This is a genomic window from Variovorax pasteuri, assembly GCF_051216435.1.
In the GTDB taxonomy this organism is placed as follows: Bacteria; Pseudomonadota; Gammaproteobacteria; order Burkholderiales; family Burkholderiaceae_C; genus Variovorax.
Genome location: NZ_JBPJZS010000004.1, coordinates 319,873 through 344,162 on the forward strand (window position 1 = coordinate 319,873; position 24,290 = coordinate 344,162).

At 70.4% G+C, this 24,290-nt stretch carries 21 protein-coding genes and 2 pseudogenes; 14 read left to right on the forward strand and 9 right to left on the reverse strand.

Translation table 11 applies throughout. The features are described from left to right. Positions 1-8: 8 nt before the first annotated feature. From ACSFBM_RS17845 to ACSFBM_RS17870, 6 genes are all read right to left on the reverse strand, one after another. A complete protein-coding gene (locus tag ACSFBM_RS17845) occupies positions 9-551 on the reverse strand; it encodes a DsbA family protein (RefSeq protein ID WP_435485525.1) in 543 nt (180 codons plus the stop codon). Between the two features lie 47 nt (positions 552-598). After that, entirely contained in the window at positions 599-1,459 is an 861-nt protein-coding gene (locus tag ACSFBM_RS17850; RefSeq protein WP_435485526.1) for a helix-turn-helix domain-containing protein, read from the reverse strand. Between the two features lie 252 nt (positions 1,460-1,711). Further along, a complete protein-coding gene (locus ACSFBM_RS17855; protein ID WP_435485527.1) occupies positions 1,712-2,992 on the reverse strand; it encodes an NAD(P)/FAD-dependent oxidoreductase in 1,281 nt (426 codons plus the stop codon). Next, positions 2,989-3,750: an amino acid ABC transporter ATP-binding protein gene (locus ACSFBM_RS17860; RefSeq protein ID WP_435485528.1), complete on the reverse strand. Its 762-nt coding sequence runs from the start codon at positions 3,748-3,750 to the stop codon at positions 2,989-2,991. Before ACSFBM_RS17860 ends, ACSFBM_RS17855 begins: the two co-directional genes overlap by 4 nt. Next, on the reverse strand, positions 3,747-4,418 hold the full coding sequence (gene ehuD / locus ACSFBM_RS17865; protein WP_435485529.1) for an ectoine/hydroxyectoine ABC transporter permease subunit EhuD: 672 nt from the start codon (positions 4,416-4,418) through the stop codon (positions 3,747-3,749). The genes ACSFBM_RS17860 and ehuD overlap by 4 nt, the downstream gene beginning before the upstream one ends. 14 nt (positions 4,419-4,432) lie before the next feature. Next, positions 4,433-5,203, reverse strand: a complete 771-nt coding sequence (locus ACSFBM_RS17870) for an ABC transporter substrate-binding protein (RefSeq protein WP_435485530.1) — start codon at positions 5,201-5,203, stop codon at positions 4,433-4,435. Positions 5,204-5,371: 168 nt separating this feature from the next. On the opposite strand from ACSFBM_RS17870, the gene ACSFBM_RS17875 reads away from it, so the two are divergent. Together ACSFBM_RS17875 and ACSFBM_RS17880 are read left to right on the forward strand one after the other, a co-directional pair. Further along, positions 5,372-6,181: an IclR family transcriptional regulator gene (locus ACSFBM_RS17875; protein WP_435485531.1), complete on the forward strand. Its 810-nt coding sequence runs from the start codon at positions 5,372-5,374 to the stop codon at positions 6,179-6,181. 98 nt (positions 6,182-6,279) lie between these two features. Next, on the forward strand, positions 6,280-7,341 hold the full coding sequence (locus tag ACSFBM_RS17880) for an adenosine deaminase (RefSeq protein ID WP_435485532.1): 1,062 nt from the start codon (positions 6,280-6,282) through the stop codon (positions 7,339-7,341). Here the strand turns inward: ACSFBM_RS17880 and ACSFBM_RS17885 are convergent. After that, complete coding sequence (locus ACSFBM_RS17885; RefSeq protein WP_435485533.1) at positions 7,302-8,618, reverse strand: MFS transporter; 1,317 nt, start codon at positions 8,616-8,618, stop codon at positions 7,302-7,304. The genes ACSFBM_RS17880 and ACSFBM_RS17885 overlap by 40 nt on opposite strands. Before the next feature lie 116 nt (positions 8,619-8,734). Between ACSFBM_RS17885 and ACSFBM_RS17890 the strand changes: the two genes are divergently transcribed. The 3 genes from ACSFBM_RS17890 to ACSFBM_RS17900 all read left to right on the forward strand — a co-directional run bounded on the left by ACSFBM_RS17890 (position 8,735) and on the right by ACSFBM_RS17900 (position 13,043). Continuing rightward, positions 8,735-9,775, forward strand: a complete 1,041-nt coding sequence (locus ACSFBM_RS17890) for a LysR substrate-binding domain-containing protein (protein ID WP_435485534.1) — start codon at positions 8,735-8,737, stop codon at positions 9,773-9,775. Further along, positions 9,741-10,544, forward strand: a complete 804-nt coding sequence (locus ACSFBM_RS17895; protein ID WP_435485535.1) for a helix-turn-helix domain-containing protein — start codon at positions 9,741-9,743, stop codon at positions 10,542-10,544. Before ACSFBM_RS17890 ends, ACSFBM_RS17895 begins: the two co-directional genes overlap by 35 nt. A 63-nt stretch (positions 10,545-10,607) precedes the next feature. Beyond that, on the forward strand, positions 10,608-13,043 hold the full coding sequence (locus ACSFBM_RS17900; RefSeq protein WP_435485536.1) for a penicillin acylase family protein: 2,436 nt from the start codon (positions 10,608-10,610) through the stop codon (positions 13,041-13,043). A 40-nt stretch (positions 13,044-13,083) separates the two neighbouring features. On the opposite strand, the gene ACSFBM_RS17905 is transcribed toward ACSFBM_RS17900, so the two are convergent. After that, entirely contained in the window at positions 13,084-14,343 is a 1,260-nt protein-coding gene (locus tag ACSFBM_RS17905; RefSeq protein ID WP_475544912.1) for an MFS transporter, read from the reverse strand. 127 nt (positions 14,344-14,470) lie between these two features. Next, positions 14,471-15,028, reverse strand: coding sequence for an MOSC domain-containing protein (locus ACSFBM_RS17910; RefSeq protein WP_435485537.1), 558 nt, complete (start codon positions 15,026-15,028; stop codon positions 14,471-14,473). Between the two features lie 112 nt (positions 15,029-15,140). Between ACSFBM_RS17910 and ACSFBM_RS17915 the strand changes: the two genes are divergently transcribed. The 9 genes and pseudogenes from ACSFBM_RS17915 to ACSFBM_RS17955 all read left to right on the forward strand — a co-directional run bounded on the left by ACSFBM_RS17915 (position 15,141) and on the right by ACSFBM_RS17955 (position 24,284). Beyond that, positions 15,141-16,088 (forward strand): GlxA family transcriptional regulator, encoded by a 948-nt coding sequence (locus ACSFBM_RS17915; protein ID WP_435485538.1) that lies wholly within the window; start codon positions 15,141-15,143, stop codon positions 16,086-16,088. Between the two features lie 107 nt (positions 16,089-16,195). Continuing rightward, on the forward strand, positions 16,196-17,020 hold the full coding sequence (locus tag ACSFBM_RS17920) for an SDR family NAD(P)-dependent oxidoreductase (RefSeq protein WP_435485539.1): 825 nt from the start codon (positions 16,196-16,198) through the stop codon (positions 17,018-17,020). Positions 17,021-17,122: 102 nt separating this feature from the next. Next, complete coding sequence (locus ACSFBM_RS17925; RefSeq protein WP_435485540.1) at positions 17,123-19,003, forward strand: acyl-CoA synthetase; 1,881 nt, start codon at positions 17,123-17,125, stop codon at positions 19,001-19,003. A gap of 49 nt (positions 19,004-19,052) precedes the next feature. Next, the gene (locus tag ACSFBM_RS17930) at positions 19,053-19,862 is read left to right on the forward strand and encodes an enoyl-CoA hydratase-related protein (RefSeq protein ID WP_435485541.1); all 810 of its coding nucleotides are present in this window, start codon (positions 19,053-19,055) and stop codon (positions 19,860-19,862) included. 262 nt (positions 19,863-20,124) lie between these two features. Continuing rightward, positions 20,125-20,415 (forward strand): annotated as a pseudogene (locus ACSFBM_RS17935) (Bug family tripartite tricarboxylate transporter substrate binding protein); the annotation flags it as partial. Positions 20,416-20,512: 97 nt separating this feature from the next. After that, positions 20,513-20,914, forward strand: coding sequence for a tripartite tricarboxylate transporter substrate-binding protein (locus tag ACSFBM_RS17940; protein ID WP_435485739.1), 402 nt, complete (start codon positions 20,513-20,515; stop codon positions 20,912-20,914). A gap of 2 nt (positions 20,915-20,916) precedes the next feature. Then, entirely contained in the window at positions 20,917-22,623 is a 1,707-nt protein-coding gene (locus ACSFBM_RS17945; RefSeq protein WP_435485740.1) for a tannase/feruloyl esterase family alpha/beta hydrolase, read from the forward strand. Positions 22,624-22,694: 71 nt separating this feature from the next. Then, the gene (locus ACSFBM_RS17950) at positions 22,695-23,552 is read left to right on the forward strand and encodes a helix-turn-helix transcriptional regulator (protein ID WP_435485542.1); all 858 of its coding nucleotides are present in this window, start codon (positions 22,695-22,697) and stop codon (positions 23,550-23,552) included. A gap of 67 nt (positions 23,553-23,619) precedes the next feature. Continuing rightward, positions 23,620-24,284: pseudogene (locus ACSFBM_RS17955) on the forward strand (hypothetical protein). Positions 24,285-24,290: the final 6 nt, after the last annotated feature.

The window sequence follows — 24,290 nt, forward strand, 5'->3', positions numbered from 1 at the left end:
CCGGCGGGCTACTTCAGCGCGCGTTCCACTGCGTCGCGCAGCTGCTGCAGCCCGAAGGACACGTCCGTGAAGGTGCCGTTCACATAGAAGGTGGGGGTGGCGCGCACGGTCAGCCGGCGCCCGATTTCCATCTGCTCCTGCACGCGCTGGCGGTACACGCTGTCTTTCAGCTCGTTGTCGAAGCGCGGCATGTCCAGGCCCAGCTGCTTCGCATAGGCGTCCAGGTGGCTGGCGTCCAGATGGCTCTGGTGGTTGAACAGCAGCTCGGCGTACGGCCAGAACTTGCCTTGCGCACCGGCCGCCTCGGAGGCTTCGGCGGCCAGCTCCGCGTGCGGATGCACCTCGCGCAGCGGAAAGTGCCTGAACACGAAGCGCACCTGGTGCGCGAAGTGCGACAGCAGCAGCTGCACGGCCGGGTGCGCCTGCCGGCACGAGGGGCATTCGAAGTCGCCGAACTCGATGACGGTGACCGGGGCCGAGTCGGGCCCGAGGATGTGCTCGGTGGCCCGGTCGGGCACGAGAAGGGGGTTCGCGTGGGGCAGTGCGCTCATCAAAGCCTCGCAGGGTGAGAGTGTGGGTGGGTGGGAAGAAAGGCCGTCTATCGCTCGACCCGCATCTTGCGCCTCCAAGTGCCCGGCGGCGTGCCCGTGTACTGCGAAAAGACGCGCGTGAAGTGGCTCTGGTCCGCGAAGCCGCAGGCCGCGGCCACGTCCGCCAGCGGGCGCTCGAAGTCCATCAGCAGCGCCTGCGCGCGCTCCAGCCGCTGCGCGATCAGCCACTGGTGCGGCGTCTGGCCGGTGGTTTCGCGGAAGGCGTGGATGAAGTAGCTGCGCGACAGGTTGCAGGCGTCCGCAATCTCGGCGATGGAGATGGTGCCGTCGATCTTGTCGCGCAGCATCTCCTTGGCGCGTGCCTCGTGCGAGCGCGAAAGCACCCGCTGGGTGCGGGGCTCGGCGGCCGGCGGCGCGTGGCCGTGCGCATCGACCAGGTGGCTGGTCATGGCGAGGCAGACCTGGTCGACGAACAGCAGGCTGGCCTGCGCGGGGTGTTCGAGCGCGGGCGCCAGCGCGAGCGCGAGATGGGCGAGCACCTCGTCCCGCACGGCCGTGACCGCCGCGAGGCCGCCTGCGCGCGGGCCCGGCTTGTCGTCGATGGCGCGCTCCAGCGCCGGGTGCGAGATCTCGAGCAGCACGAAGTCGAAGCCGCTGTGCATGTCCGCGCGGTAGCGGTCGCAGAAGTCGCGGATGTAGATGGTGCCCTTGGCAAAGTCGTGCACCGCGGCATGGTGCTCATGCAGGATGCGCCGGCGGTGGCCGTCGCGCAGCGAAATGCCCACCAGCACGCCGCGCCCGCTCGCGGCGGTTTCCACCTGCTGGCGCGCGGGGCTGTCCACCGTCTTGCGGTACACCCGCACGCCGTTGGCCGCGAGGTCCTGGTCCGCCTTCAGGCTGGTGGACATGCAGCCCAGCGTGTCCTTGGGCGGGGCGGTGGGAGTGAGCGGGCAGGCGGGCAACCCGGCTGGCTGGGCAAGCGGATGTCTTGCAGCGAGGGGGGTGCTTTCTACGTGCATGGAAAGACGGGAAACAGAGAGGGCGGGAGAAAACTGGACACTTGCCCGATTGGCGTCGCTGCGCCGGATTCTAGATAGAAGCTTTGCGCGCTTTCTTGAAGGTTCTCCCGCCGCCGCGCGGAACTTTGCGACCTGTCGCTCTCAGGCCAGCCGGTCCAGCAGGCTGTACCAGGCCACCCCGCCGGCCACGTAGAAGCGCTGCAGGCCGTGCAGCGGAATGGGCGCGATGGGCGTCACCGGGTACGGGAAATCCGCCTGCGCGCCGGCCAGCCGCGCCGCCACGTGCTTGCCCATGCTCGTGGCCAGCGCAATGCCGCGCCCGTTGTAGCCCAGCGCCACCGTCACGCCGGGCGCGGGGGTGTGCACATGCGGCATGAAGTCGCGCGTGACCGCGATGCGGCCGGCCCAGCGGTAGTCGTAGCGCAGCGGGCCGAGCTGCGGAAACAGCAGCTCGAGCGAGCGTTCGAGGTGTGCGAAATCTGCCGGCCCGCCGGGGTCGGCGAAGTGGCCGCGCCCGCCCATCAGCAGGCGGCCCTGCGCGTCCTTGCGGAAGTAGAGCAGCAGCCGCTGCGAGGTCGAGGCGGTCTCGCCGCCCGGCAGGATGGCGTCGGCCGCCGCGCCCTTCAGCGGCGCGGTCGCGACGATGAAGCTGTTGGCCGCCAGCACCGTGCGCGAGAGCTTGGGCCACAGCGCGCCGGTGTAGCCGTTGGTGGCAATCAGCACCTGGTCGGCCGTGACGCTGGCGCCGGTGGAGGTGCGGGCATGCCATTGCGTGCCGCGCCGCTCCAGCGCCGTGACCTCGGTGCCGCCGTGCACCGCCGCGCCCGCGGCCTGCGCGGCGCGCACCAGCCCGCGCGTGTAGGCCAGCGGCTGGATGCTGCCGGCCCGCCCGTCGAGCCAGCCGCCGGCAAAGGCCTCGGTGCCCAGCCGCGCGCTCACGGCGGCGCGGTCAAGCGGGCGCGCCGGCTCGCCCAGCCGGGCCCACTGCGCGGCGCGCGCGTGCAGGCCGGCCACGTCCTTCGGCGCGTAGGCCACCTGCAGCCAGCCGTTGCGCACCGGCTGGCAGTCGATGCGGTGGCGTTCGATCAGCTCGAACACCAGGTCGGCCGAGCGCGAGACCGCGTCGATCAGCCGCGCGCCGCGCTCCGCGCCGTGAATGCGCAACAGCTCGTCGGGGTCGTGCTTGAGCGAGGGGTTCACCTGCCCGCCGTTGCGCCCCGAGGCACCCCAGCCGGGCTCGTGCGCCTCGAGCACGCAGGCCTGCACACCGGCCTCGGCCAGGTGCAGCGCAGCCGACAGGCCGGTGAAACCGCCGCCGACGATCAGCACGTCGGCCTTGCGCGGCTCGGCCAGCGGGGGTGTCGGCGGTGCGGGGGGCGCGGTGTCGGCCCAGAGCGAGGGGGGCAATGTGCGACCGCTCACGTGCGCACCTCCGCGGACGCCGCGGCACCGGAGGGCTGCAGCACGCGGCGCAGGAAGTCTTGCGTGCGCGCCTGGCGCGGTGCGCCCAGCACCTGCGCGGAGGGACCTTCCTCCACGATGCTGCCGCTGTGCAGGAAGCACACGCGGTCGGCCACCTCGCGGGCAAAGCCCATCTCGTGCGTGACCACGATCATCGTCATGCCTTCGTCGGCCAGCGCGCGCATCACGCCGAGCACGTCGCCCACCAGCTCGGGGTCGAGCGCGGAGGTGGGCTCGTCGAACAGCATGGCCTCGGGCTTCATGGCGAGCGCGCGGGCAATGGCCACGCGCTGCTGCTGGCCGCCCGAGAGCTGCGCCGGCCAGGCCTGCGCCTTCTCGGCGAGGCCCACCTTGGCCAGCAGCGCCAGCGCCTCTTCGCGCGAGCGCGCCGGGTCCTGGCGCAGCACGTGCACCGGGCCTTCCATCACGTTCTCCAGCACGGTGCGGTGCGGGAACAGGTTGAAGCGCTGGAACACCATGCCCATGCGGCTGCGCAGCCGGTGGATGGCGGGCGAGTTGCGGTCCACCCGCTCGCCGAAGGCGCGCACTTCGCCGCCTTCGTAAGACTCCAGTCCGTTGATGCAGCGAAGCACGGTCGACTTGCCCGAGCCCGAGGGCCCGATCAGGCACACCACCTCGCCCTTGTTCACATGCAGGCTCACGCCTTGCAGCACGCGGTGCGTGCCGAAGCGTTTTTCCAGTCCCTCGACGTGGATCATGGTTGTTTTCTCCCGGCGGCAAAGCGCCGTTCGAGCCGGCGCAGGCCGTACACCAGCGGCAGGCTCATCAGCAGGTAGAGCAGGGCGACCAGCGTGTAGACCGTCATGTTCTGGAAGGTCGACGAGGCTATGAGCTGGCCCGCGCGCGTCATCTCGGCCACGGTGATGGTGGAGACCAGCGAGGAGTCTTTCAGCATCATCACCAGCGTGTTGCCGTAGGGCGGCAGCGCAATGCGAAAGGCCTGCGGCAGGATCACGCGGCGCATGATCAGCGCGGAGCGCATGCCCATGGCCTGCGCCGCCTCGCGCTGGCCCGGGTCGACCGCCTCGATGCCGGCGCGGAAGTTCTCCGCCTGGTAGGCCGAGTAGGCAATGCCCAGCCCGATCACCCCGGCCTGGAAGGCCGAGAGCTGCACGCCGAACTCGGGCAGCACGAAGTAGATGTAGAACAGCTGCACGATGATCGGCAGCCCGCGAATCACGTTGATGGCCACCGTGGCCGCCCACGAGAGCGCGCGCACCGGCGACAGCTTCATGAGCGCCAGCGCCAGGCCGAGCGCGCTGCTCAGCAGGAAGGCGAGCACCGTGACCTGCACGGTCACCACCGCGCCCTGCAGGAGGATCGGCAGGAAGTCCTGCGCGTTCTGGAGGAAAGTAGGGGCAGCCATGGTTCAGCGCGCGCTCAGATGCCCCACTTCTGGACGATCCTGGCGAGCGTGCCGTCGGCCTTCACCGCCGCAATGGCCTTGTTCAGGCGGGCCAGCGTCTCGGTGTCGCCCTTGCGCACCACCAGGCACACGTCGCCCACGTTCACCGGCTTGTAGCTGTCGACCAGCTTCACGCCGGGGAAGGTGTTCTGGCGGATCTGGTAGGCCATGATGGGTTGGTCGCCCAGGCCCGCCTTGATGCGGCCGAGCGAGAGGTCGCGCGTCATGTCGGCCACGGAGTCGTAGCTGCGCACCTCCTTGAAGATGCCCTTCTTGGTGAGCATGTCGAGGAACACGGTGCCCACCTGCGCACCCACGATCTCGCCCTTGAGTTCGTCCAGCGACACGTAGGCGCGGGTGTCGTCGCCCTTCACCAGCAGGCCTTCGCCGTACGAGTACACCGGGTCGCTGAAGTCGACCACCTCCTGGCGCGCGGGCGTCTTCAGCATGGCGGCCGAGACGATGTCGACCTTGCGCGCCGTGAGCGAGGGAATGAGCGCGGAGAACACCGTCTGCTGCACGTTCACGCTGAAGCCGCCCGCCTTGCCCACGGCGGTGACGGTGTCCACCATCATTCCCTGGATGCTGTTGGTCTTCACGTCCAGGAAGGTGAAGGGCACGCCCGTGGCCGTGGCGCCCACGTTGTAGCTCGCGGGGGCTGCGCCCTGGGCGCTGGCCAGTGCGACGGCACCGGCAAGGGCAACGCCGGCGGCAAGTCGGTGGAGGTGACGGACGACTCGGTTCATGAAGGCACTCCTGGGGATGAAAGGGTTGAAAAGCGGTCTGGGGGCCGATGCAACATGCGTGCCAATAGTCGATTCAATTGAATCTATATTCAATTAATGAAAACCACTAGTCGCCTTTATAGAATCGATATACGATTCAAAAGGGCGATGTCGCTATACTTCGACCCCATGGACGCCCCCTTCGAATCCGCCGCCCCGCAGGACGACAGCCCCAGCCTGCTGTTCAACCAGTCGCTGGAGAAGGGCCTGGCCGTGCTGCGCGCCTTCAGCGCCCGCCGCCGCACCATGACCCTGGCCGACGTGGCCGAGGCCACCGACATCACCAAGAGCTCGGCCCAGCGCATGGTCTTCACGCTGGAGAAGCTGGGCTACGTGCGCAAGCATCCCAAGACGCGGCGCTACCAGCTCACGCCGCGGGTGATGGAAATCGGCTTCAATTACCTGGCGGCCCACTCGCTGATCGACGTGGCCAACCCGTTCCTGTCGGAGCTGACCAAGGTGACGACCGAGACGTCTTGCCTCACCGAGCCCGATGGGCTCGACATGGTCTACGTGGCGCGCTTCGTCAGCGCACAGTTCGTGCCGGTGCACATGCCCATCGGCAGCCGCATCCCGATGTACTGCACGGCCTCGGGCCGCGCCTACCTGAGCGCGCTGCCCGAGCAAGAGGCGCGTGCGCTCATCGAGGCCTCCGACCGCGTGGCCCACACCATGCACACCTGCACCGACGTGGACGACATCCTCCAGGCGCTGCGCCAGGCGCGGCAGCAGGGCTTTGCCACCAATGCGGAAGAACTGTTCCTGGGCGACATGACCATCGCCGCGCCCGTGCTGGGCAGCCAGGGCCGCCCGGTGGCCTCGGTGCACGTGGTTGCGCCGACCAGCCGCTGGACGATGGACGAGGCCGTGCGCAAGCTGGCGCCCACCTTGCTGCTGTGCGCGCGCTCGCTGACGAGCTCGGCGCGCAGCATCGACTGACGGCCCATCGCGTCCATACGGTTTCGCGCATCGCGCGGGCGGCGGCAGCCTTTATGCTTTGCGGGATCACAACGCAGCAGCACCCGCCGCTCCCCACCATGACTGATTTCCGCCCCACCTACGACACGCGCTTCGACCGCATCACAGCCGAGCGCCTGCCTGAGTTGCTGTGCGCCATGCCCAAGGCCGAGCTGCACATGCACATCGAAGGCTCGCTCGAACCCGAGCTCATCTTCGCGCTCGCACAGCGCAACGGCGTGTCCATTCCCTACGCCAGCGTGGAAGAACTGCGCAAGGCCTACGCCTTCACCAACCTGCAGAGCTTCCTGGACATCTACTACGCCGGGGCCAGCGTGCTGCTGAAGGAGCAGGACTTCTACGACATGGCCTGGGCCTACCTGGAGCGCGCCGCGGCCGACCACGTGGTGCACACCGAGATGTTCTTCGACCCGCAGACGCACACCGCGCGCGGCGTGCCGATGGAAACGGTGGTCAACGGCCTGCATCGCGCCTGCGTCGATGCGCAGCCCAAGCTGGGTGTGAGCGCCTCGCTCATCCTGTGCTTCCTGCGCCACCTGAGCGAGGAAGAAGCCTTCGAGACGCTGGAACAGGCGCTGCCGTTTCGCGACAAGTTCATCGGCGTGGGGCTCGACTCCAGCGAAGTGGGCCACCCGCCCGAGAAGTTCGCGCGCGTGTTCGCGCGCTGCCGCGAGCTGGGCCTGCACCTCGTCGCGCATGCGGGCGAAGAGGGGCCGCCCGAATACGTGTGGAGCGCGCTCGACGTGCTCAAGGTCGAGCGCGTCGACCACGGCGTGCAGAGCGCGAAAGACCCGGCGCTGATGGCGCGGCTCGCGCAAGACCGCATTCCGCTCACCGTGTGCCCGCTGTCCAACCTCAAGCTCTGCGTGTTCCCCGACCTGTCGCAGCACAACCTGGGAACGCTGCTCGACGCGGGCCTGGTCGCCACCGTGAACTCGGACGACCCGGCCTACTTCGGCGGCTACATGAACCAGAATTTTCTCGAGACCTTCGCTGCCACCGGCCTGAGCGTGCGGCACGCCTGGCAGCTTGCGGCCAACAGCTTCGAAGGCAGCTTCATCGACGAGGCCGCCAAGCGGTCTTACGTCGACCGGCTGAACGCGGTCTTCGCGAGCTTCTGATCTGAAGAGACGTCCGTGGCAACGGGCCGCGGCACCAGCAGCGGCATCGCCACCAGCGCGCACGCGCTTGCCGCGAGCCACACCAGCGCCCAGCCCTGCAGCGCCAGCAGGTGGGGAATGGAAAAGGGCGTGACGAAGCACACCAGGAACACGCTGGTGTTGGCCATGCCCAGCGCGGTGCCCGCACGTGCCGCGCCGGCCAGCGTCGCGAGCTCGGTGTAGGCCACGCCGTGCCAGGCCGACACGCACACGCCGCTCAACCCCAGCAGCACGACCAGCGCGATGCGCAGCGCCTGTGAATCGGCGGCGCTGCTGTTCGCATGGCCCGCGGCCAGCACCAGCACCGCGAGCCCGGCGAACAGCAGCACGCTGAGTGCGCTGCACGCGCGCAGGTAGGCGGGGCGGTTGCGCCGGCGGTCGGTCCAGCGGCCGCTCCACACGCGCATCACCATCGCACCGACCTGCGTGAAGACCATGGTGGCGGTGATCGTCGCCAGCCCCGCATGGCCGAAGTCGTGCAGGAACACGGTGCCGAAGGACAGCACCGCGAACTGCGGCGCACAGAGAATGCCGATGCCCGCCACGATGCGCCACACGCGTGCGTCGCGCAGCGGGCCGCTCTTCGGTGCCGCGGCTTCCACGGTCTTGCCGGTGCGGGGCGCGACAGGCGGCTCGTGCACCCAGGCCCAGCTCATCGCCGCGCTCAGCACGCACAGCAGCGCCAGCAGGCCGTACAGCGCGGCGAAACCGAAGTGCAGTGCCACGAAGGGCAGCACCAGCGCGCCGATGCCGCCGCCCATCGGCACGGCCGTCTGGCGGATGCTCATTGCCAGGCCGCGCTCGCTGGCGTCGAACCACGTCATCACCGCCCGCCCGCTCGCACCGTTCACGCTGCCGCCCAGCAGGCCCACCAGCAGCAGCCCCGCGGCCAGCCAGCCCAGGCCCGGAATGTGCCCCGCCACCGGCGCGGCCCACAGCGCCATCGCCACCAGCGCCAGCGCCGTGCTGCCCAGCCCCATGAGCAGCACCGGCCGGTCGCCCCAGCGGTCGGTCAGCAGGCCCCAGGGCAGCTCGCTCACCGCGATGCCCAGGCCCATGAGGCCCAGCACCAGGCCGAGCGTGGCGTTGTCGAGCCGGTAGCCGGTGCGCATGAGCACGGCGGTCATCGGGATGCCGCTGAAGGCCACGGAAAACGCTGCGTTGGCGGCCACGCCGGCGGCCAGCACCTTCCAGCGGTGGCGCGGCGATGGCGATAAGGAAGAGGGCGAATTTGTCATGTTGCGGTGCAGTGTCCGCTGGCGCAAAGCTTTTGAAAATCAGAAAATAATGCGTCTATCGTCCTGAAAATCAGGACGATCAAACAGGCCCCTCCAAGCCCCTCCAAGGACACGACATGAGCCAGGTGATGTTCGATCTCGACGTGCTGCGCACCTTCTCCACCGGCATCGCGCTCGGCAGCTATGCGCGCGCCGCCGACCGGCTGGGCCGTTCGACCTCGGCCGTGAGCGCGCAGCTGAAGAAGCTGGAGGCGCAGGCCGGCACCGTGCTGTTCCGCAAGGAGGGGCGCGGCCTGGCGCTCACCGATGCCGGCGAAACGCTGCTGACCTATGCGCACCGCATGCTCGAACTCAACGAAGAGGCCGGCGCCGCCATGCGCGGCGCCGACCTGCAGGGCTGGGTGCGGCTGGGCCTGCAGGAAGACTTCGGCGAGACGCTGCTGCCGGCCGTGCTCGGCCGTTTTGCGCGCGCCCACCCCAAGGTGCGCATCGAGGCCTGCGTGGCGCGCAGCGGCGAGCTGCGCGAGCGGCTCGAGCTCGGCCAGCTCGACCTGGCGCTGGCGTGGGACGTGGGCGACCAGCCGCTGTCGCCGCATGCCGAGCGCGTGGCGCAGCTGCCGCTCCTGTGGATCGGCCCGACGGCGCCCGAGCGGGTCGACGCCCCCTGGTGGACGGAGCGCGAGCACCGCGGCCCCGGCGCGCGGCAGCCCAAGAGCAAGGAGCCCCTGCCGCTGGTCATGCTCGACGCCCCGTGCCCGCTGCGCGAGATCGTCATCACCGCGCTCGACCGCGCCGGCCTGCCCTGGCGCCGGGCCTTCGGCAGCGCCAGCCTGGCCGCGCTGTGGGCCGCCACCTCGGCCGGGCTGGGCCTGACCGTGCGCACGCCGTTCGGGCTGCCCTCGCATGTGCGCACGCTCGACCGCTCGGTGCTGTCATTGCCGGCGCTGCCGCAGATCTCGCTCGTGCTGTACCGCGCGCAGGCGCACGCCGAGGCGCCGGCCAGCCGGCTTGCCACATTGCTGCTGGAGGCGGTGCGCCAGCATGTGCAGCCCGTGGCGGTGCCGATGCGTGAGAATCCGCCGCTGGAGACAAAGACAAAAGCAACGACAGAAGCGAGACCGCATGGCAACGCACAACTTCCTGCATCTGTGGGATGACCGGTTCCTCTACATCACGCCGGCGATCCAGTCGGGCCTGACGGCCCGCTCGTCGGCCACCTTGCTGGCTTCGGTCAGCGGCCACCCGTTCACCCTGGAGGCGGTCGACGGCACGCGCGTGCGCTGCACCGCCGCGCTGGTGGCGCCGCACGTGTCGCGCCGGCTCGACGTCGACGGCTGCGGGCTGCTCTCGCTCAACCTCGACCCGGCCTCCGTCGCCTACCGCATGCTCGCCAGGCGCATGGGCGGCCACGGCATCCAGCCGCTGGACGCGCGGCGCTTCGGCCGCCTGCGCGACGACTTCGCGCAGGCGCAGTGCGGTGCCCTGGCCGACGAGCGCTTGCAGATGCTCAGCGCGAAGATGGTCGAGGCCATCACCGAAGGGCCCGAGTGCGAGGCGCCCGTCGACCCGCGCATCGAACGGGTGCTGCGGGCCATTCGCGCGCACGCGGGGCAGATCGCGCTGCGCGAGCTGGCGGCCGTGGCATGCCTGTCGCCCGACCGGCTGACGCACCTGTTCGCCCGGCAGGTGGGCGTGTCGGTCAAGCGCTATGCGCTGTGGACCAAGGTGCGCCGCACGGTGCAGCAGTTCACCGGGCAGCGCGCGCTGACCGACGTGGCGCTGGTCAGCGGCTTCACCGACGCGGCGCACATGAGCCGGACCTTTCAGCGCTACTTCGGCTTGGCGCCGTCCTTCCTGGCGAGCCAGGTGCGCGTGACGGCGGATGCGCAGGCTTCGCACGCCTGGGGACAGCACGCGTTGCACTGAGGCTTTGGGCGCCGGCTGCGGCGCTGTCGCCTGAACAAAAGCGCAGCCAGAACGTCAGCAGGCATGCGCGCCAAATTTTCGTGCGGCCTTCGGCCGCTTTCTCTCGTGTCCGTTGTCCTGGCCCTCGCGGCATGCGCGGCTATCGACGATCGTCCGGCGCCCGCGCCCCATGGCGCCTACAAGGCCGAGATTCGCCGCACCGCCATGGGCGTGCCGCACATCAAAGCCGACGACTGGGCCGGTGCAGGCTACGGCTATGGCTACGCGCAGGCGCACGACAACCTCTGCACCTTGGCCGACGCCTTCCTTAGCTACGGCGGGGAACGCTCGCGGTTCTTCGGCGCCGAGGCCCAGGTGCCGGCCAGGAGCACCATCGGCCAGCCGAAGAACATCGATGCAGATTTCTTCCACAGGCACGTGCTCGACGCCGAGCACGTCGATGCCATGGCCCGCGCGCAACCCGCCAGCATCCAGCGCCTGGTCGAAGGTTTTGCCGCCGGCTACAACCGCTATCTGCGCGACCTGAAAACCGATGCCCATGCGCACGACGCCTGCCGCAACGAGGCATGGGTGCGGCCCGTGACTGCCCGCGACATCTACCGCCGCATGTACGCCACCAACCTGGCGGCGGGCTACAGCAACTTCGTCGCCAACATCGCGACCGCGGTGCCGCCCGGCGCCCAGGTGTCGTCGCACGGCCTGAGCGGCACGGCACCGCGGCAGTTGGCGATGGAAGTCGGCGGCACCGCCGGCGTGGGCAGCAACATGATCGGCTTCGGCACCGCGGCCACCGGCGACGCGAGCCCGCTGCTGTTCGGCAACCCGCACTGGTACTGGCGCGGGCCCGACCGCTTCTACCAGGCGCAGATCACCATTCCGGGGCAGATCGACGTGAGCGGCACGTCTTTCCTGGGTGTGCCGGTGATCCTCATCGGCTTCAACGAGAACGTGGCGTGGAGCCACACGGTGTCGGCGGCGCGGCGCTTCGGCCTGTACCAGTTGCAGCTCACGCCCGGCGACGCCACCAGCTACCTGCGCGACGGCCGGCCGGTGAAGATGCAGGCCCGCGTCATCACGGTGCAGGTGAAGCAGCCCTCGGGCGCGGTCGAGCCCGTGACGCGCACGCTCTACACCTCGGCCTACGGCCCGCTGGTGAACCTGGGCGCGATCGACCCGGCGCTGGCCTGGAACGCGGCCACGGCATTCGCCATCCGCGACATCAACGCCGACAACTACCGCACCTTCCGCACCTGGCTGCGCTGGGGGCAGGCGAAGTCGCTCGACGAGCTGATTTCGGTGCAGCGCGAAGAAGCCGCCATTCCCTGGGTCAACACCGTGGCCGTGGGCCGCGGCAGCGCTCAGGCCTGGTACGCCGACATCGGCGCGGTGCCCAACGTGCCGGGCGCGCAGGTGAAGGACTGCACCCCGCCCGCCGGCCAGGCCCTCGGCGCCGCGATGCCGCGCGTGCCCGTGTTCGACGGCTCGCGCAGCGCCTGCGACTGGCAAAGCGATGCCGACTCGGTGCAGCAGGGCGCCGTCGGCCCTTCGCGCATGCCCGGCCTGCTGCGCGACGACTACGTCGCGAACATGAACGACAGCCACTGGCTCGCCAACCCGAAGGCGCCGCTCACGGGCTACCCGGACATCTTCGGGCCGGCCGGCAGCGATGCGCAGACCTTCCGCACGCGGCTGGGCCATCTGCTCGCGCAGGGGCTGGCGCTTGACGGCGCAACGGTCGACGGCGTGAAGCGGGCTGCGCTGAACAGCCGCGCCTACACCGCCGAGCTGTTCAAGGCCCGCGCGCTGGCCATGGTGTGCAACGTGCGCCGCATCGCGGTCAAGGCCGACCCGCAGACCGGCGAGGCGTTCTCGCCGCCGCGCAGCGTCGATACCGGCCCCGCCTGCGCGGTGCTGAAGGCGTGGAACGACACCGGCACGGCGTCGGCGCGCGGCGCCCACGTGTGGGACGAGTTCTGGGCGCGCGCCGAGCGGCTGCCCGCGGCCCGGCTCTACGCCGTCCCCTTCAGCGCGAGCGACCCGCTCGGCACGCCGCGCGGCCTTCAGGCATCGGCCGCCGAAGACCTGCGCCAGGCCTTCGGCGCGGCGGTGCTGCGCGTGCAGGCGAGCGGCTACGCGCTGGACGCCCCGCGCGGCGACACCCTGTTCGTGACGCGCAACGGCCGGAAGATTCCGCTGTCGGGCGGCTGCGACGACCAGGGCTACTTCACCATCGTGTGTTCGGAAAACCGCCTCGACCGGGGCGGCTACGGCATGGACGGCAACCCGAACGGCAACAGCTACATGCAGATCGTGCGGTTCCCGCAAGGCGGTGTGGAAGCCCACACCTTCCTGACTTTCTCGCTGTCGGACGACCCCGCCTCGGCGCACCACGCCGACTACACGCGCGCCTACAGCGCGGGGCAGTGGCTGCGCGTGCCGTTCTCGCAGGCGCAGATCGAGGCCGACGCGGCCTACCGCAGCGTGACGATCCGCGAGTAGCTGCGCGCGCCGCCCGCTGTCTCGCCATCTCGCCATCTCGCTATGGCTGACGCCGCTTGGCCAGCCAGTTCCACCCGGCGCCCGCGGCCATCAGCACGCAGGTGCCGAGGAACACGGCGCGCATGCCGATGTGCCCGCCCACGAAGCCGCCCAGCAGCGGCCCCGCGACCTGGCCGGTGTACTGCGCCGAGGTCGAGTAGCCCAGCATGTTGCCGGCCACGCGCTCGGGCACGTTGTGGCGGATCACGCTGGCAATGCACGGCAGCAGCCCGCCGAGCGACAGGCCCATCAGGAAGCGCAGCACCACCAGCTGCCAGCCCGCGGTGACGAAGGCCTGCGGCACCAGCAGCAGCGCCGACACCGCCAGGCAGCCGACGATCACGTTCCAGTGCCCCACGCGGTCGGCCAGCTTGCCCAGCCGCGAGGCCGAAAGAATGCTGCCGAGCGCGGCGGCCGACATCACCAGGCCCGCCATCATCGTCACGCGGTTCGGGTCGTCGACCAGCGTGGCCACGTACACGGTGATGATCGGCTCGATCGACATGTTGGCGAGCATCAGCAGCATGCCGGTGAACAGCATGGCGACGAGCGGGCGCTTGTCCGCAACGGCGGCCCAGCCGCTGTCGGTGGCGTGCGGCTGCTTCTTGCCGGCCGGCGTCTTCCTGTCTTCGCGAATGAGGAAGGCCGTCGCCAGGAAGGCCACGAAGATCATCGCGCCCGCCGCGAAGAAGGTCGCGCGAATGCCGATGAGCGGCGGCAGCACGCCGCCCACCAGCGGCCCCACCAGGTTGCCCGCCATGATGGCCGAGGACATGGTGCCCAGCGCCCAGCCGGTGCGCTCCTTGGGTGTTTGGGTAGCCACAAGCACCATCGAGCCCGAGGCGTAGCCGCCCAGCAGGCCGGCCAGCAGCCGCAGCCCCACGAGCTGCCACACGTTGCCTGCGAGGCCGATCAGCGCCATCGCCACCGACATGCCCAGGCTCGCGCGAATGAGCATGGGCTTGCGCCCGTAGCGGTCGGCCAGCCGGCCCCACAGCGGCGCCACCAGCGCGGCACTCAGAAAGGTCGCGCCATAGGCCGCGCCCGACCACTGCACGATGGCCGCATGGTCCTTCACGCCCAGCTGCTCGACGTACAGCGGCAGGAAGGGCAGCAGCAGCGTCATCGCGATGATGGTGGTGAAGGAGCCGAACATGCACACGGCGAGGTTGCGCTGCCAGTGGATGTGGGTGTGGATGTGAGGGGTGGTGGCCGCTGCGGCTTCAGCCGCGGGCGCGTTCGTTGGGGTCGGGTGCGTCATGGGGAGCGGCCATTGTGTGACGCGGCGGCCCGGTTGGCGCCTGCCGGATGGCGGCGGCACCCATCGCGGGGGGCGGGGGCCTCGGTCTGCAGCCCAGGGCGCAGATGCGAAGGCCGGAACATCCAGTTCAATTTCCGGTGGGTCTGCCGCCCTCCATGGACATGCCCGCCGCTTCAGCCGGCCGGCACATCACTGCATCTCCCCGCCGCAAGAGCCCGCCCCGCAGCACCCGCGCCGTCAGCCCGCCGTGCCCGCGCACCGCGTTGTAGCCGCCGGGCCCGAGCGCTTCTTCCATGCGCGAGCAGGGCTCGCACGGTCCGCTGATTTCCAGCAGCACCTCGGCGCCGATGCACAGCACCAGCGGCTGGTCGCGAAACAGCGAGCGCGCGGCGATCAGGTTCAGGCCCGACACCACCAGGTTGCGGCGCAGCACGTCCGCCCCGACCTCGGCCCGCGCGCACAGCGCTGCAATCACCGGCAGGTGCTCCGCCTGCAGCAGCGTGACCTGCCGGCGCCCGCCAGGCTGCGCCGCACCGCTGCTGCGGTCGCCCTGCAGGCCCCGGCCTTCGAGCGCGACCGCTTCATCCACCGATTGCACGGGCGCACGGCGTGCGGGCCGCAGCAGCACGGCGTCGAGCCGGCCGGGGCGGGGAAACTGGCGGGTCAATTCGCGGAGATCGGGCATGCGGCCATTGTGCGCAAGCCCGCTTCGCATGGCCCTGCCGCCGGCCCGGTCGGGCGGCAAGGCTTACCCTCTCGTCTCGAATGACAGACAACCCTCTTTTCAGGACATGGCCATGAAACGCATCGGCGTGCTCGTCTTCCCCGGTTTCCAGATCCTCGACCTTGCGGCCATCGCGGCGTTCGAGCTGGCCAACATGCATGCGGGCAAGACCCTCTACAAGGTCGAGTTGCTGTCGGAAGAGGGCGGCCTCGTGGCCAGCTCGTCGGGCGTGTCGACCGACAGCAAGCGCTTCACCGCGGCCCGGTTCGACACGCTGCTGATGACCGGCGCGCTCACCATCAAACCCACCTCCGAGAAGATGTGCCGCTTCCTGCGCGCGGGCCTGCGCCACGCGCGCCGCGTGGCCAGCATCTGCACGGGCGCCTTCGGGCTGGCCGACGCGGGGCTGCTCGACGGGCGCCGCGCCACCACGCACTGGGCCTTTGCGCAGGAGCTGCAGAAGCGCCATCCGGCGATCAAGGTGCAGCCCGACCGCATCTTCATCAACGACGGGCCGGTGTGGACCTCCGCCGGCATGACGGCGGGCATCGACCTGGTGCTGGCGCTGGTGGAGGAAGACCTGGGCGTGGAGGCGGCGCGGTTCATTGCGAAGAAGCTGGTCGTGTACCACCGCCGTGCGGGCGGGCAGTCGCAGTACTCGGCGCTGCTGGCGCTGGAACCCCGCTCCGACCGCATCCAGCAGACGCTGGTGCATGCGCGCGCCAACCTGCGCGACGCGCTGTCGGTGGAAGAACTGGCCGAGGTGGCGCACCTGAGCCCGCGCCAGTTCAGCCGCGCCTTCAAGGCCGAGACGGGGCAGTCGCCCGCGCACGCCGTGGAAAACCTGCGGGTGGAAGCTGCGCGTGCGCTGATCGACGAAGGCAGCCTCGCGCTGGGCGTGGTGGCGCTCGAGACCGGCTTCGGCGACCCCGAGCGCATGCGCCGCGCCTTCCTGCGCACGCTGGGCCAGCCGCCGCAGAGCGTGCGCCGCGTGGCGCGCCTGCAGGGGGCCGAGGCCTGAAACGCCCGATGTCCTGAAAGGTGGCTTATATGACATTTACGCCATCGCCTCGAAGGAAGAAACTTCCCCCACGGCCGCACCACCGTGTGGCGACAAAGGAAGTTTTCATGACTGCATCGACAAAGGGCACCGCCCTCATCACCGGCGCATCGTCGGGCATTGGCGCCGTGTACGCCGACCGCCTGGCACGCCGCGGCTACGACCTGGTCCTGGTGGCGCGCAACCGCGAACGCCTGGGCGCGCTGGCGGACCGGCTCGCGGGCGAGACCGGGCGCAAGGTCGAGGTTTTGCCCGCGGACCTCATGAGCAAGGGCGACATCGCGCGCGTCGAGGCCGTGCTGCGCACGCGCAGCGACATCACGCTGCTGGTGAACAACGCCGGCGTGGGCGCCACCGCACCGCTGCTCGCGTCCGATGTCGACAAGATGGAAGACATGATTGCGCTCAACGTGAACGTGCTCACGCGGCTCACGTATGCGGCGGTGCCGGGCTTCGTGGGGCGCGGCGCGGGCACGCTGGTGAACATCGCCTCCACCGTGGCCGTCTCGCCCGAAACGCTCAACGGCGTGTACGGCGGCAGCAAGGCCTTCGTGCTGGCACTGAGCCAGTCGCTGCAGCACGAGCTGGCCGGCAAGGGCGTGCGCGTGCAGGCGGTGCTGCCGGGCGCCACGGCCACCGAGTTCTGGGGCATCGCCGGCCTGCCGGTGCAGCACCTGCCGAACGAGATCGTGATGACGGCCGAGAACATGGTCGATGCGGCGCTCGCGGGGCTCGACCTGGGCGAGCAGGTCACGATTCCCGCGCTGCCGGACCAGGACGAGTGGAACGCCTTCGAGGCGGCGCGCCGCGCGATGTCGGCACGGCTGTCGCGCACCGCGCCCGCGGCGCGCTACGGCGTGCGTGCGAGCGCAGGCGTGGCCGTCCCAGGGTAAGCCTGTCCCCATCGCGGCAGACAGACGCCGCGTCGCCGCCTGCTTACGCTCCCGTCAGACATTTGCCCGGCAACGGGTCACCCCTGACTTGGGAGCGCGCGTTTGAGAGCAGCAACTGGCATCGGCAGCCTGGAAGACATCCGGCGGATCGAACACGCACCCTATGCGGACTTCATGCCGCATGCGGACGTGCTCGATGCGCTGGAGGACGCGGCGCGGCGGCACCCCGAGCGGCCCGCCATCACCTACATCCGCAGTGCCGACCCCTCGGTGCCGCCCGCGCGCTGGACGCATGCGGAACTGGTGGCGCAGGTGCGCCGCGCGGCCCGTGCGTTCACCGCGCTGTGCGGCGACGCCGAGCCTCGGGTCGCCTTCCTGCTGCCCGCCATTCCCGAGGCCTACTTCACCCTGTGGGGTGCCGAGGCGGCCGGCGTGGCCTGCCCCATCAATTACCTGCTGGGCGAGGAACACATCGCCGAGCTGATCGACGCCGCGCAGGTCAACGTGCTGGTCGCGCTGGGGCCGAACCCCGAACTGGACATCTGGCGCCGCGTGCCCGGCCTGCGCCGCCGCTGCAGGTCGCTGGCGCATGTGATCGCGGTCGGCGGCGCGGAAGGTGCGGAAGGTGCGGCAGGGGCGCAAGGAACGCTCGACTTCGATGCGCTGCTGGCCTCCCACCCGGACGCGCCGCTGCAGCGCACGCGCCAACCCGATGCCCACCGCATCGCCGCGCTGTTCCACACCGGCGGCACCACGGGCCGGCCCAAGCTCGCGCAGCACACGCACGGCAACCAGCTGCATGCGGCGTGGGGCGCGGCGCGCATGTACGGCACCACGGCAAACGACGTGGTGCTCAACGGTTTCCCGCTGTTCCATGTGGCGGGCTCCTTCGTTTACGGCCTGTCGACCCTGCTTTCAGGCGGCGAGGTGGTGCTGCCCACGCTGCTGGGCCTGCGCAACACGGCCTTCATGCAGGCCTACTGGCAGTTCGTGGCGCTGAACCGCGTCACGCTGCTGGCGGCGGTGCCGACCGTGATGTCCACGCTGCTGGGCGTGCCGCGCAACGGCGAAGACCTGTCGCGCGTGCGCTGCCTGCTCACGGGCGGCTCGCCGCTGCCGTCGGACCTGGCCGAGGCCTTCGAGCAGCGGCTCGGCATTGCGGTGCGCAACATCCTGGGCATGACCGAGTGCGGCGGCGTGATCGCCATCGAGCCGGTGGCCGCGCCGCGCGTGGCGGGCTCGGTCGGCTGGCCGCTGCCGTTCACCCGTGTGCGCGTGGCCGATGAAACCGGCGCGCCGCTGGCGACTGGCGAGGAAGGTGAAGAGGGCATCCTGCAGATACAAGGCCCGAACGTGGGGCCGGGCTACACCGATGCGGACAACAACGCCGGCGTGCTCGCCGAGGGTGGCTGGCTGGTGACCGGCGACGTCGGCCGCATCGATGCGCAGGGGCGGGTGTTCGTCACCGGGCGCTCGAAGGACCTGATCATCCGCAGCAGCCACAACATCGACCCCGTGGTGATCGAGGACGCGCTCATGGCCCACCCCGACGTGCTGCTGGCCGCGGCCGTCGGCGCGCCCGACGAGTACGCGGGCGAGGTGCCGGTGGCCTATGTGTCGCTGCGCCCGGGCCGCACGGTCGGCAGCGAGCAGCTGGCCGCGTTCGCGCAGGCGCGCATTCCCGAGCGGCCCGCGTTTCCGAAAGCCATCTTCATCCTCGACGCGCTGCCCGTCACCGCGATCGGCAAGCTCTACAAGCCCACGCTGCGCGCCATGGCGATCCGCTGGGTGGTGGAAGACCGGCTCGCGCGCAGCGCGCTGGCGTCGAAGGTGCAAGTCGACGTGCGCGCCGAGGGCAAGGGGCTGGTGGTGCATTGCACGCTCGCCGGCGACGACCCCGGCACCGCCGCGCAGGTGCGCAGACTGCTCGGCGTGTTCGCGCTGAACTGCCGTGTCGGCACCGCCGAAGGAGCCGAGGCATGAGCGCCGCGCCGGGCCGCCCCGAGCAAGCGCGCGGCGCGGAGGTCGTCGAATGAACGATGACATCCGCTATGAGAAGAACGGCCACGTTGCCACCATCACGCTCGACCGGCCGCAGGCGCGCAATGCGCTCACGCCGCGCATGCTGTGCCTGCTGGCCGACGCCTTCGTCGACTTTCGCGCCGACGCGGCCCTGCGCGTGGCCATCCTCACCGGCGCGGGCGAGCTGGCCTTCTGCGCGGGCGGCGACCTGGCGACCACGCTGCCGCTGATGACCGGCGACCGCGCGCCGGCCGATGCCTTCGAGCACCGCATGCTCGCCGACCCGCTGGTGCTGGCGGCCTCGTCGCTGCGCGACTTCGCGCTGCACAAGCCGGTGATCGCGGCCATCAACGGCGCCTGCATGGCCGCGGGCTTCGAGACCATGCTGGGCACCGACATCCGCATTGCCGCCGCGCATGCGAGCTTCGGGCTGCCCGAAGTGCAGCGCGCGTTGATTCCCTTCGCGGGCTCGATGGTGCGGCTGCCGCGGCAGATCGGGCATGCGCGGGCGATGGAATTCATGCTCACCGGTAGGCCCATGAACGCAGAGGTCGCCTTGCAGTGCGGGCTGGTCAACCACGTGGTTCCTGCGGACCGGCTCATGGCCAAGGCGAACGAGATCGCGCAGCAGATCGCCGCCAACGGGCCGCTCGCGGTGCAAGCCGTCAAGCAGACGGTGATGGAAGCCAACGGCGTGCCGCTGGATGTCGGCTACCGGCTCGAAGACCGCGCGAAGAAGGCGGTGTTCGCCAGCGCCGACGCACGCGAAGGACCGCGCGCCTTCATGGAAAAGCGCAGCCCCGACTACAAGGGCCGGTGAGCCGGGCCCTTCGAGCACATTCGATTCAAGAACCAACGGAGACAAACCGATGAACCCCAAGCAGATGTCCAGAAGAGCGTGCCTCACCGCGGGCGCCGCGGCGTCCCTGGCGCTGGCCTGCCCGCAGCTTGCCTTTGCCCAGAGCGCGCAAGCCTACCCGTCGCGTTCGGTGCGGCTCGCCGTCGGCTTTGCGCCCGGCACGGGCCCCGACGTGCTCACGCGCGTGCTCGGCCAGCGCCTGGGCGAGACCATCGGCCAGCCGATGGTCATCGAGAACCGTGCCGGCGCGGGCGGGCAGATTGCCGCGCAGTTCGTCGCCAAGAGCCCGGCCGACGGCTACACGCTGCTGATCGCCGACGTGAGCGCCATCAGCATCGCGCCGGCCGCGTTCTCCAAGCTGCCCTACGACCCGGCACGCGAACTGGTACCGGTGTCGGAGGTGGTGCGCACCGACTTCGTCCTGGTGGTGCCGAACTCGTCGCCCGCGAAAACGGTGGCCGACTTCGTGAATATGGCCAAGGCGGACAAGGACAAGGTCAACTTCGGCACCTTCGGCGCGGGCACGCCCGGCCATTTCGGCGCGGAGATGTTCGCGGAGCAGGGCGGCTTCAAGGTGGGAGCCGGTGCACTTTCGCGCGACCGGCGATGCGGTGACGGCCATCATCGCGGGCGACGTGCAGGCGGCCTTCGTGTCGACCGCGCTGGCCATGGCGCAGGTCAAGGGCGAGAAGATGCGCGCGCTGGCCACCACCGCGCCGCAGCGTTCGCCGCTGCTGCCGGCGGTGCCCACGTTCACCGAATCGGGTTTTCCCAAGGCCGATTTCTCGGCGTGGTTCGCGCTGTTCGTGCCCGTGGGCACACCGCAGGCGGTGATCGACAAGCTCAATGCGCAGGTGGTGGCGGCCGTGCAGTCGCCCGAGGTGCGCCGCCGGCTGGAGGAGGCCGGGTTCAGCATCGCGGGCACCAGCGCGGCGGACACGCGCCGCATGATCGCCACCGAGACGGTGCGCTGGCAGAAGGTGGTGGCGGCCACCGGCTTCAAGGGAGACTGAGCATGCGCACGCACCTTCTCGCGGCCGGTGTGCTGCTGTTGGCGGGTTGCTCGGGCATCGACACGGGCGGGTCCGCATCCACGGGCGCGTCGAACGCGCCGCTGGCCTGCGCACGGCTGGCCTCCGCAGTGCCCACAGGTACGCGCCTCACGCTCAGCGAGACGGTGCCCGCAGGCGACATCCAGCTCACCGGCGTGCAGCCCGGCGCGCCCGGTTCCACGGCGCCGGTGCCCGCGCATTGCCATGTGCAGGGCAAGATCAACGAGCGCACCGGCATCGACGGCAAGCCCTACGCCATTGGCTTCGACCTGCGGATGCCCGCGGCCTGGAACGGCCGCTTCTTCTTCCAGGGCGGCGGCGGCACCGACGGCACCTTGCGCGACGCGGTCGGCCAGCTCACCGGCGGGGGCAACACCAGCAACGCCTTGCTGCAGGGCTATGCGGTGGTGTTCACCGACACGGGCCACATCGACGAGCCCGGTCCCGACGGGCCGTACCGCTTCGGCCTCGATCCGCAGGCGCGGCTGGACAACGGCTACAACTCGATGGCGCAGACCGGCCTCGTGGCCAAGGCGCTGATTGCCGCGCACTACGCGAAGGCGCCCGAGCATTCCTATTTTGTGGGCTGCTCCAACGGCGGGCGGCAGGCCCTGATGATGGCGCAGCGCTACCCCGACATGTTCGACGGCGTGATCGCCTCCGCGCCGGCCTACCGCGTGCCGCTGGCCTCGGTGCAGGCGGTGTACGACACGCAGCTCTACGCCAGGGCCGCCGCTGAAAATGCGCCCCTGGTGAACGGCCGCCCGGTGCTCTCGGCCGCGTTCTCGCCGGCCGACATGAAGCTGGTGACGACCGAGGTGCTCAAGCAGTGCGACGCGCTCGACGGCCTGCGCGACGGCATCGTCGACAACTGGCCCGCCTGCAAGTTCAAGCCCGAGGCGCTGCGCTGCACCGGCGGCAAGACCGCGCAGTGCCTGAGCGGCACGCAGGTCGATGCGCTCGCGAAGTCCTTCGCGGGCCCGAAGGACGCGGACGGCCGCGCGATCTACAGCGACTGGACCTTCGACGCCGGCCTGCACTCGCAGGAGTGGACGCGCTGGAAGTTCGGCGACGCGCCCGGCGCCGTGCCGAACGCGCGCAACATCACGCTCATGACCGGCGCGCTGGCCATGGTCTTCAGCACGCCGCCCACGGTCACGGCCGATTTCTACGGCCATGCGCTGGGTTACGACGTGGCACGCGACAGCGCCAAGGTGCGTGCGTCGAACGCCACCTTCACGCAGTCGGCCATTCAGTGGGAGGTGCCCGATTCGCCGAACGTCGACGCCTATGCGCGGCACGGCGGAAAGATGCTCTTCTTCCACGGCGTGAGCGACCCGGTGTTCTCGGTGAAGGACACGGTGCGCTACCTGGGCCAGCTGCGCGAGCGCTACGGCGACAAGACCGACGCCATGGCCCGCCTGTTCACCGTGCCCAACATGGCGCACTGCGCGGGCGGCCCGGCCACCGACCAGTACGACGGCCTGGGCGCGTTGGTGAACTGGGTCGAGAACGGCCAGCCGCCCGAGCGCATCGTGGCGCGCGCCCGGCCCGAGAACCGCGATGTGACCACGCCGGGCCGCACGCGTCCGTTGTGCGCATGGCCGAAGCAGTCGCGCTACACGGGCAGCGGCAGCATCGAGGACGCGGCCAGCTTCAGCTGCCAATGAGGTCCACCGAAGCAGGCCGGAACAGGGTCAATCCCGATGGAAGAACGCGCGGCACGCGCTAGCTTGGCCCCATGGACCTGATACCCCTCAAGCATCGACCGGCGCCCGCGCCCCTCGCGACCGCGTCGGAGCGCGCGAGCCTGGCGCTGGCCGGCGTCATCGGCTGCACCGGCCAGCCCGATTTCAGCGCCAAGGCGCTGATCGAGCTCAACCGCATGCTGCCGATGTGCTGGATGTCGATCTACAAGCTGTTTCCCGATGCACCGCCCCAGAGCTACGGCGGCGGAGCCTTCGGCATCGCCGACGGCACGCGCGATTCATGGCGCGTGTACCGCCAGGGCCTCTACAGCCGCGACCGCACCTTTCTTGCGGCCCGCGAGGTCACCGAGGGCGGCGACGCCGTGGTCACGCGCTGGCATGCGCGCGAAATTCCGCTGGAGCACCGCAAGGCGATCTACATCCGCCACGGCCTGCGCGAGCGCGTGTCGCTGGTGGCGGGCGATGCGCTCGGCGGCGGCGGCGCAGGCGGCGTGCTGGCGGTGAACCTCTACCGCGGCATGGAACAGTCGTCGTTCCGCGACGACGAGGTCGACCTGCTGTGCAGCCTGGCACCGCCGCTGCTGGCCACGGTGCAACTGCACCTGCGGCTCACGGCGCCGCAGCACCTGGGAGAAATGCAGGCACCCCATGACGTCACGCTCAACCCCGAACCCGCCGCGCTGGCCGACCTGCCGCGCCGCGAGCGCGAGGTGTGCCAGCGGCTGCTGCGCGGCTGGACCTACGACGGCATCGCCGCCGACCTCGGCATTTCCGCGGGCACGGTGAAGACCTACCGCAACCGCGCCTTCGAACGCATGGGGCTGCACCACCGCAACGAACTGTTCGCCAGGGCGCTGGCCGAGGCGGCGGCCGCGCCGGCGGCCGTGTAGGACCGCGGCGCGGGTTGCGATCGCCGGGCGCTGCCCGGGGCGTGCGCGCCTATGATGGTTCGAGACCATGCGCAACTCACTCGACTTCAGTTCCTGGCAAGGCCTGCTGACCACGCTGCTCGGCCTTGTGGTCGTCTCCCTGGTGGCTGTGGGCATCCGCCTCGCCGTGATGCACAGCGTGCAGCAGCGGCGCGAACGCGCCAACCGCCAGATCAACGAGCGGCTCAAGACGCTCATCGCTGCCTACAAGGTGCTGGGCGGCTCTTTCACCGGGGACCTGTCGGTGGACCCCAGCCACCTGCGCGAGTTGCGCACGCGCGAGGGCTCCGAGGCGGCGGCCCTTGCCGCGTCGGACCGGCGCCGGCGCACCCGGGACACGGTCGAGGCGGCGCTGTCCGACGTGATCCTGCTGGGCACCGAGACGCAGGTGCGCCTTGCCGCAAGCGCGGCCAACGACATGGTGGCGGGACGGCCCGTGGAAACGGCTGAACTGGTGGTGTCGCTGCGCCTTTTCATTCGCGACGTGCTCGACCTCGACCCGATTCCGCCGGAACTCGGCATCCCAAAGCAGGGGCCGGTACGTGCCAAGGGAACGCCTGCGCGCGAAGGCGCGGGCGGGTCCAAGGGGGGGGCGCGGGAAGTGCGGGAAAAGGCGGCGACGGGGGCGGGGGTGGCCCCGGAATGGGCATGGGCGTGCACGGAGACGCCGCGCACGACCCGGCAGCTTCCTAGATCCGG

Bases quoted from the DNA above. Each gene is read 5' to 3' on its own strand.
- ACSFBM_RS17910 (WP_435485537.1), bottom strand. From the start codon at position 15,028: ATGCCCGATCTCCGCGAATTGACCCGCCAGTTTCCCCGCCCCGGCCGG.
- ACSFBM_RS17885 (WP_435485533.1), bottom strand. From the start codon at position 8,618: ATGACAAATTCGCCCTCTTCCTTATCGCCATCGCCGCGCCACCGCTGG.
- ACSFBM_RS17880 (WP_435485532.1), top strand. From the start codon at position 6,280: ATGACTGATTTCCGCCCCACCTACGACACGCGCTTCGACCGCATCACA.
- ACSFBM_RS17895 (WP_435485535.1), top strand. From the start codon at position 9,741: ATGGCAACGCACAACTTCCTGCATCTGTGGGATGACCGGTTCCTCTAC.
- ehuD (WP_435485529.1), bottom strand. From the start codon at position 4,418: ATGGCTGCCCCTACTTTCCTCCAGAACGCGCAGGACTTCCTGCCGATC.
- ACSFBM_RS17845 (WP_435485525.1), bottom strand. From the start codon at position 551: ATGAGCGCACTGCCCCACGCGAACCCCCTTCTCGTGCCCGACCGGGCC.
- ACSFBM_RS17850 (WP_435485526.1), bottom strand. From the start codon at position 1,459: ATGTCCACCAGCCTGAAGGCGGACCAGGACCTCGCGGCCAACGGCGTG.
- ACSFBM_RS17920 (WP_435485539.1), top strand. From the start codon at position 16,196: ATGACTGCATCGACAAAGGGCACCGCCCTCATCACCGGCGCATCGTCG.
- ACSFBM_RS17875 (WP_435485531.1), top strand. From the start codon at position 5,372: ATGGACGCCCCCTTCGAATCCGCCGCCCCGCAGGACGACAGCCCCAGC.
- ACSFBM_RS17905 (WP_475544912.1), bottom strand. From the start codon at position 14,343: ATGACGCACCCGACCCCAACGAACGCGCCCGCGGCTGAAGCCGCAGCG.
- ACSFBM_RS17950 (WP_435485542.1), top strand. From the start codon at position 22,695: ATGGACCTGATACCCCTCAAGCATCGACCGGCGCCCGCGCCCCTCGCG.
- ACSFBM_RS17945 (WP_435485740.1), top strand. From the start codon at position 20,917: ATGCGCACGCACCTTCTCGCGGCCGGTGTGCTGCTGTTGGCGGGTTGC.
- ACSFBM_RS17870 (WP_435485530.1), bottom strand. From the start codon at position 5,203: ATGAACCGAGTCGTCCGTCACCTCCACCGACTTGCCGCCGGCGTTGCC.
- ACSFBM_RS17860 (WP_435485528.1), bottom strand. From the start codon at position 3,750: ATGATCCACGTCGAGGGACTGGAAAAACGCTTCGGCACGCACCGCGTG.
- ACSFBM_RS17915 (WP_435485538.1), top strand. From the start codon at position 15,141: ATGAAACGCATCGGCGTGCTCGTCTTCCCCGGTTTCCAGATCCTCGAC.
- ACSFBM_RS17890 (WP_435485534.1), top strand. From the start codon at position 8,735: ATGAGCCAGGTGATGTTCGATCTCGACGTGCTGCGCACCTTCTCCACC.
- ACSFBM_RS17930 (WP_435485541.1), top strand. From the start codon at position 19,053: ATGAACGATGACATCCGCTATGAGAAGAACGGCCACGTTGCCACCATC.
- ACSFBM_RS17900 (WP_435485536.1), top strand. From the start codon at position 10,608: ATGCGCGCCAAATTTTCGTGCGGCCTTCGGCCGCTTTCTCTCGTGTCC.